Annotated in this window: 7 protein-coding genes; 6 read left to right on the forward strand and 1 reads right to left on the reverse strand. The window is 74.7% G+C overall.

Annotated features, from left to right (window positions below):
* Window positions 1-99: 99 nt before the first annotated feature.
* Genes ACI8AF_RS08310 through ACI8AF_RS08335 form a run of 6 tightly spaced genes read left to right on the forward strand, consistent with a single transcriptional unit; the run spans window position 100 to window position 6,845 of the window.
* Window positions 100-1,677 carry an LCP family protein gene (locus ACI8AF_RS08310; RefSeq protein ID WP_456539214.1) on the forward strand — a complete coding sequence of 526 codons (1,578 nt, stop codon included), beginning with the start codon at window positions 100-102 and terminating at the stop codon, window positions 1,675-1,677.
* 51 nt (window positions 1,678-1,728) lie between these two features.
* The gene (locus ACI8AF_RS08315) at window positions 1,729-3,699 is read left to right on the forward strand and encodes an LCP family glycopolymer transferase (protein WP_456539215.1); all 1,971 of its coding nucleotides are present in this window, start codon (window positions 1,729-1,731) and stop codon (window positions 3,697-3,699) included.
* A 12-nt stretch (window positions 3,700-3,711) separates the two neighbouring features.
* Window positions 3,712-4,503 (forward strand): TIGR03089 family protein, encoded by a 792-nt coding sequence (locus ACI8AF_RS08320; protein ID WP_456539216.1) that lies wholly within the window; start codon window positions 3,712-3,714, stop codon window positions 4,501-4,503.
* A gap of 39 nt (window positions 4,504-4,542) precedes the next feature.
* Window positions 4,543-5,340, forward strand: a complete 798-nt coding sequence (locus ACI8AF_RS08325) for a CoA transferase subunit A (protein WP_456539217.1) — start codon at window positions 4,543-4,545, stop codon at window positions 5,338-5,340.
* Between the two features lie 4 nt (window positions 5,341-5,344).
* Window positions 5,345-6,013 carry a CoA transferase subunit B gene (locus tag ACI8AF_RS08330; RefSeq protein ID WP_456539218.1) on the forward strand — a complete coding sequence of 223 codons (669 nt, stop codon included), beginning with the start codon at window positions 5,345-5,347 and terminating at the stop codon, window positions 6,011-6,013.
* Window positions 6,014-6,023: 10 nt separating this feature from the next.
* Window positions 6,024-6,845 (forward strand): DUF1028 domain-containing protein, encoded by an 822-nt coding sequence (locus ACI8AF_RS08335; RefSeq protein ID WP_456539219.1) that lies wholly within the window; start codon window positions 6,024-6,026, stop codon window positions 6,843-6,845.
* Here the strand turns inward: ACI8AF_RS08335 and ACI8AF_RS08340 are convergent.
* On the reverse strand, window positions 6,842-7,296 hold a 455-nt coding region (locus ACI8AF_RS08340), incomplete at its 5' end, for an acyl-CoA dehydrogenase family protein (protein ID WP_456539220.1). The two genes, ACI8AF_RS08335 and ACI8AF_RS08340, sit on opposite strands and share 4 nt — an antisense overlap.

Consider the following 7,296-nt stretch of genomic DNA (forward strand, 5'->3'; position numbering starts at 1 on the left):
CAGGTTCCGGACGTATCGTCCCGTCACACCCACGCCGCGGGGGCCGGGCCCGACCGACCTCGCGGTACCCACGGTTCCACGTGAGGACGACAACCCGACGTGAGCAGCTCCGACCCCCGCCGTGGCGGCGGCGCACCGCGCCCGCTGCCACCGCGGCTCGACCCCCGCGCGGGGCAGGCCGGTCGCCGGCCCGCCGCCGGCGACGGGTCGCGGGCGGAGCGCACCGGGCCGGGCGCCGGGCGCGGCGGGAGCCGGGCCGGCGGGCCGGGCGGCGGCACGCGGGCCGCCACCGCCGGACGGCTGGTGGCCGCACTGGTCTCCCTGGTGCTGCTCGCCACGACCGGGTGGGGCTGGTACCTCGGCCAGGTCGCCAACGCCAGCGTCAACCGCACCGACGCGATCCCGTCCTCGGGCAACGAGGGGATCGGCGGCGGCGCCGCGATGAACCTGCTGCTGGTCGGCAACGACAGCCGCGCCGGCGCGTCCGAGGAGGAGCTCGCCGAGCTCAACACCGAGGACAACGGCGGCATGGCCACCGACACGATGATCCTGGTGCACGTCCCCGCCGACGGGTCGGCCGCCTCCTTCGTCAGCTTCCCGCGGGACTCCTACGTGGAGATCCCCGGCCACGGCATGGACAAGCTGAACGCCGCCTACGCCTACGGCGCGGCCGACGCCGGTCCCGACGCCACCGACGAGGCCCGGCAGGCTTCCGGGGCGCAGCTGCTCATCCAGACCATCAGCCGGCTCAGCGGGCTGCAGATCGACCACTACGCCGAGGTGGACCTGCTCGGGTTCTTCAACCTCAGCAGCGTCATCGGCGGGGTCGAGGTCAACCTCTGCGAGGCCGTCAAGGACCCGTACTCGGGCGTCGACCTGCCGGCCGGCGTGCAGACCATCAGCGGCGAGCAGGCGCTGGCCTTCGTGCGCCAGCGCCACGGCCTGCCGCGCGGCGACTTCGACCGGATCGTCCGCCAGCAGACCTTCATCGCCGGCATGATCCGCAAGATCCTCTCCGACAACGTGCTGTTCGACCTCGGCAAGCAGCGCGAGCTCGTGGAGGCCGCCGCCGGGTCGCTCACGATCGACCAGAACCTCGACCTGTTCGACCTGGCCGCGCAGCTGCAGTCGATCACCGCCGGCAGCATCACCTTCGAGACGATCCCCTACGCCGGCGACGACCACGACGAGGACGGCCGGTACATCCTGCGCCTGCAGGACACCGAGACCCTCCACGAGTTCTTCGCCAACCTGTCGGCCGACACCGGCACCGCGGGGCAGCCGACCGACAGCCAGGCCGGGCCGACCGTCACCCCCGGGGAGGTCTCCGTCGCCGTCTACAACGGCTCCGGGATCCCCGGGCTGGCGGCCGACACGGCGTCCGAGCTGACCTCCGCGGGCTTCTCCGTGGTCAGCACGGGCAACGCCGACAGCGCGGAGTACACCGCCACCGAGATCCGTTACGCCATGGGCGACGACGCGCTCGCCAACACCCTGGCGGCCGCGATCCCCGGCGCCACGACCGTCCAGGCCGACGAGGCCCCGGAGGGCACGGTGGAGCTGGTGCTCGGCTCGGACTTCAACGGCGTCGGGCAGGCGGTCTCGGCACCGGAGGCCCCGGCCCCCGCCGAGGGCGAGGACGCCCGGACCGCCGCAGACACCAGTTGCATCAACTAGGGCTCACCGACGCGCCCGTTCTTCCCCGACAGCCGAGCAGTGAGGACACCCGTGACCCGAGAGCGTGAGGCCCGCGGCACGACGGCCGGCGGCCGCCCCCTGCCCGCGCGGCTCGACCCGCGCGCGGGTCGCCCGGCCCGCCGGCCGGTGCCGGCGGTGGCCTCCCGCCCGGCCGCGGCCCGTTCCTCGGCGCCCCGCTCGTCGGCCACCGTCCCCCCGCCGCGCGCCTCCGTCGCCCTGCCGCCCGTCCCCCGGGGCGGGCGCGCCGCCGTCCCGCCGGTGCCGCCGCCGCGGGTGCCGGCCCCCGCCCGGGGCGAGCGCCGCTGGGACGAGGAGCCGGTCCGCGGCGGCCAGCTGCTCGAGGACCGCTGGGACGACCGCTGGGACGACCGCGGGGCCCCCCGGCCCGACGACCGGTTCGACCGGTTCGACCGGTTCGAGCAGGAGTGGGACGACGAGGAGTGGGAGTCGGACCGGGACGACGAGGACGTCCCGGAGCGCGGCTTCGGCAAGGTCCTCGGCCTCACCGTCCTGGGCGCCGTCCTCCCCGGCTCGGCCTTCGTCGCCGCCGGCCGCCGGAAGCTCGGCTGGACGCTCATCGCCCTCGTCGTCCTCGCGCTGGCCGCCGGTGCGTGGCTGGCCACCGCCGGCCGCTCGACCGCGCTGCACCTCGCCGTCGACCCGACCGCGCTGTTCTGGGTGACCTGGGGCGCCGTGGCGCTGGCCGTCGCCTGGGCGCTGGTCGTCATCGCCGGCTACCGCATGCTGGCCCCGGCGAGCACCTCCCGCGGTCGGCACGTGGTCGGCGGCCTGCTGGTGACCACGCTGGCGCTCGGCGTCGCCGCCCCGGTGTTCGAGGTGGCCCACCTGAGCAACGTGCAGCGCAACCTGCTCGACGGGCTCTTCGCCGACGGCGAGTCGGCCACCGTGCCGGAGGTCACCGGCCCGAACCCGTGGGCCGACAAGCCGCGCGTCAACGTGCTGCTGCTCGGCGGCGACGGCGGTGACGGCCGCGAGGGCGTCCGCACCGACACGGTCATGGTCGCCAGCATCGACACCGCCACCGGGGCCACGGACCTGTTCAGCCTGCCGCGCAACCTCGAGGAGCTGCCCTTCCCCGAGGACAGCCCGCTGCACGACGTCTACCCGGACGGCTTCGACGCCGGCAGCGAGAGCGAGAGCCTGCTCAACGCCGTCTACCGCAACGGCCCGGCGATGCACCCGGACATCCTCGGCCCGACGGACAACCCCGGCGCCGACTTCCTCAAGCTCGGCGTCGGCGAGGCCCTCGGCCTCGACATCGACTACTACGTGCTGGTCAACCTCGAGGGCTTCAGCCAGCTGATCGACGCCCTCGGCGGCATCACCGTGAACGTCAACTACTGGGTGCCGGTCGGCGGCGAGCCGTCCAGGGAGATCCTCCCCGACGACTACATCGCACCCGGCCCGAACCAGCTCATGGACGGCCCCACCGCGCTGGCCTACGCCCGCGGCCGCTTCGGCCTCACCGACTACCTCCGCATGGAGCGGCAGCGCTGCATGATCGACGCGATCGTCGACGCCGCCGACCCGATGACGCTGCTCTCGCGCTACCAGCAGCTGGCGGCCACCACGCAGGACATCATCAGCACCGACATCCCGCAGGAGGTCGTCGGCGACTTCGTCGACCTGGCGCTGAAGGTCAAGGACGCCGGCATCCAGAGCGTCGTCTTCGACGACACGGTCATCCGCCCGGCCTACCCCGACTTCGACCTGATCCGCTCGATCGTCGCCTCGGCCATCGGTGCCGCGCCGGCCGGCGGCACCGCGACCGGCACGGGGACCACGACGACCGGCACCACCGGGACCACGACGACCGGGACCACCGGGACCACGACCGGGACCACCGGCACCGCGTCCACCGGTGCGGCCACGGGCGCCGTCGACGACGCGGCCGACGCCTGCGCCTACGACCCGGTCGCCGCCCAGGAGGCGCTGGACGAGGGCAAGCCCCCGACGAAGCGGGACCCGAACGGCGGCTGACACCCTGTCGGCATGCCGTCCACCCCTGCCGACCTGCTGGACCGGGCCCGGCGGCGGGACCCCTCGGGGCCGCTGCTGACGCACTACGACGACGCCGCGGGCGAGCGGGTGGAGCTGTCGGCGACCACCCTCGCCAACTGGGTCGCCAAGACGGCGAACCTCCTGCAGGAGGAGTTCGACGTCGGCCCGGGCAGCGCGGTGGCCGTGGCCCTGCCGGTGCACTGGCAGACCGCCGCGGTGCTGCTCGGGGTGTGGAGCTGCGGGGCGACCGTGCTCGACACCGCCGCGGAGGACGACGGCCGGCTCGCCGAGGCCGACGTCGTCCTCGCCGCGCGGGACCGGGTCGACGCCGTCGCGGAGGTGGCCGGCGGGGAGCTCCTGGGGCTGTCGCTGCACCCGCTCGGTCTCGGGATGCGCGACTACACCGGCCCGGCCCGCGACTTCGCGCTGGAGGTGCGCACCGCCGGCGACCGCTTCACCCCCTGGACACCGCCGGACCCGGCCGCCCCCGGCCTGCGCGTGGGCGGGCTGGAGCTGACCCTCGGCGGGCTGGTCGAGGGGGCCGGCGAGCTGGCCGGGCGCCTCGGCCTGGCGGAGGGCGACCGGGTGTTGGTCGACGACGTCACCGCGGCCGAGGCCGGCCCGGTGGCCTGGCTGCTCGCCCCGCTCGCCGCCGGCGCCTCCGTGGTGGTCTGCCGCTCCCCCGACCCCGCCGGCCTGGCCGCCCGCGCGGCCGCCGAACGGGTCACGGCTACGCTCGGACCCCAGATCGACGGCATCCGCGCGCTGGGCCGCCCCGCCTGACGGGGGTGTCCCGCCGCGTCCCAGAACGGTGGTTCCTGCATGGACAAGGTGGTGGCCGGCGCCCGCGAGGCCGTGGCCGACATCGCCGACGGCGCGACGCTCGCCGTCGGTGGTTTCGGGCTCTGCGGGGTGCCGATCAAGCTGATCGACGCGCTGCTGGAGCAGGGCGCGAAGAACCTGACGACGATCTCGAACAACTGCGGCGTCGACGACCAGGCGCTCGGCGTGCTGCTCTACGCCGGCCGGATCACCCGCACCATCAGCTCGTTCGTCGGCGGCAACAAGGAGCTGGCCCGGCTGTACCTCTCCGGCCAGCTGGAGGTCGAGCTGACCCCGCAGGGCACGCTGGCCGAGCGGCTGCGCGCCGGCGGCGCCGGCATCCCCGCCTTCTTCACGCCGACCGGCGTCGGCACGATGGTCGCCGACGGCGGCATCCCGATCCGCTACGACGCCGACGGCAACGTCGTCGAGACCAGCCGGCCCAAGGAGGTCCGCGAGTTCGACGGCCGCCAGTACGTGCTCGAGACCGCGCTGACCGCCGACTACGGGCTGGTCCGGGCCGCGGTCGGCGACCGGCACGGCAACCTGGTCTTCCACGAGTCGGCGATGAACTTCAACCCGCTCGCCGGCATGGCCGGCCGGATCACCATCGCCGAGGTCGAGGAGCTCGTCGAGCCCGGCGAGATCCGCCCCGAGGAGGTGCACCTGCCCGGGGTGTACGTCCAGCGGGTCGTCGTGGTCGGCCCCGAGGGCAAGAACATCGAGAAGCGGACCACCCGGCCGCGCACCGAGGAGGCCGCCCCGGCCGGTGCCGGCGACGAGACGACGGAGGCCTGACGAGATGGCGCTGACCCGCGACGAGCTCGCCGCCCGCGTGGCCCTCGAGCTCACCGACGGCCAGTACGTGAACCTGGGCATCGGCATGCCGACCCTGGTGCCCAACTTCGTCCCCGACGACGTCCACGTGGTCCTGCACAGCGAGAACGGCATCCTGGGCGTCGGCCCCTACCCGTTCGAGGGCGAGGAGGACCCGGACCTGATCAACGCCGGCAAGGAGACGGTGACGATCCTGCCGGGCGCCAGCTTCTTCGACTCCGCGCAGTCGTTCGGGATGATCCGCGGCGGCCACCTCGACCTGGCCATCCTCGGCGCCATGCAGGTCAACGTCCGCGGCGACCTGGCCAACTGGCTCATCCCCGGGAAGATGGTCAACGGCATGGGCGGCGCGATGGACCTCGTCCGGGGCGCCAAGCGGGTGATCATCATGATGGAGCACGTCGCCCGCGACGGGTCGGCCAAGATCGTCCAGGAGTGCACCCTGCCGCTCACCGGCAAGGCGTGCGTCGACCGGATCGTCACCGACCTCGCCGTCGTCGACGTCACCGACGACGGGCTCGTGCTGCGCGAGGTCGCCCCCGGCGTGACCGTCGACGAGGTCGTGGCCGCCACCGGCGCGCCGCTCACCGTCCCCGACGACGTCCCGACGATGTCGCTGCCGACCGCCGCCTGACCGCACCTGCGTGACGTTCTCGGTCGTCGCGCGCGACCCCGGGACCGGGGACCTCGGGATCGCCGTCTCCTCGTGCATCCTCGCCGTGGGTCGCGCGGTGCCCGGTGCCCGGCCGGGCATCGGCGTGGTCGCCGTGCAGGCGCGCAGCCGCCGCGGTCTGGGCGGCACGCTGCTGAACGGCCTGGCCGACGGCGCGGGGCCCGAGGAGCTGGTGCGGAGGGCGGCGCACTCGGCCGAGGACGCCGACCGGCAGATCGCCGTCCTGGCCGCCGACGGGCGGGTCGCGGCCGACACCGGACGCACGGCCTTCCCGGTGTCGGGCCACCTGCTCGGCGACGGCTGGAGCGTGCAGGGCAACATGCTCGCCTCGGCGGAGGTCCTGCCCGCCATGGCGCAGGCCTTCACCGCGGCCGGCGGTGGCCTGCCGGACCGGCTGCTGGCCGCGCTCACGGCCGGGCAGGACGCCGGCGGCGACCTGCGGGGGCGGCAGTCGGCGGCGCTGCTCGTCGTCTCCGGGACGCCGGCCACCGACGAGGACGACGGCGTGCGGATGGACCTGCGGGTCGACGACTCCGGCGACCCCGTGGCCCAGCTCCGCATGCTGCGCAACCTGCAGCGGGCCTACGACGAGCGGGACTACGAGACCCTCGCCCTGTTCGCCCCCGAGGGGGCGCGCGACCTGTACGCGGCCATCGCGGCGTCGCAGCGCGGCGACCGCGAAGCCGCACGGGGCGCCCTGGAGGCGATGCGCAGCCGCCCGGGGTGGGCCGCCTGGCTGGCCGCCATGGCCGGGGACTCCCGCCTGTCCGCCATCTCCCGCCTGCTCTCCTAACGGAGCAGCGAGCGGGCGATCACCATGCGCTGGATCTGGTTGGTCCCCTCGTAGATCTGGGTGATCTTGGCGTCGCGCATCATGCGCTCGACGGGGAAGTCCTGGGTGTAGCCGGCACCGCCGAAGAGCTGCACGGCGTCGGTGGTCACCTGCATCGCCACGTCGGAGGCGAACGCCTTGGCCGAGGCCGAGACGCGGGTGACGTCGGGGCGGCCCTGCTCGCCGGCCGCGGCGGCGACGTAGACCAGGTGCCGGGCGGCCTCGATCCGCATCTCCATGTCGGCGAGCATGAACTGCACGCCCTGGAAGCTGCCGATGCTCGTACCGAACTGCTTGCGGTCCTTGACGTAGGCCACGGCCGCGTCCAGCGCGCCCTGCGCGATGCCGACCGCCTGCGCGCCGATCGTCGGCCGGGTGAAGTCCAGCGTGCGCAGCGCGGTCTTGAAGCCGG

The organism is Blastococcus sp. SYSU D00669, assembly GCF_054050715.1.

What these genes read in the sequence shown, in the direction of transcription:
- ACI8AF_RS08320 (WP_456539216.1), top strand. Translation starts at nt 3,712, where the DNA reads ATGCCGTCCACCCCTGCCGACCTGCTGGACCGGGCCCGGCGGCGGGAC.
- ACI8AF_RS08325 (WP_456539217.1), top strand. Translation starts at nt 4,543, where the DNA reads ATGGACAAGGTGGTGGCCGGCGCCCGCGAGGCCGTGGCCGACATCGCC.
- ACI8AF_RS08330 (WP_456539218.1), top strand. Translation starts at nt 5,345, where the DNA reads ATGGCGCTGACCCGCGACGAGCTCGCCGCCCGCGTGGCCCTCGAGCTC.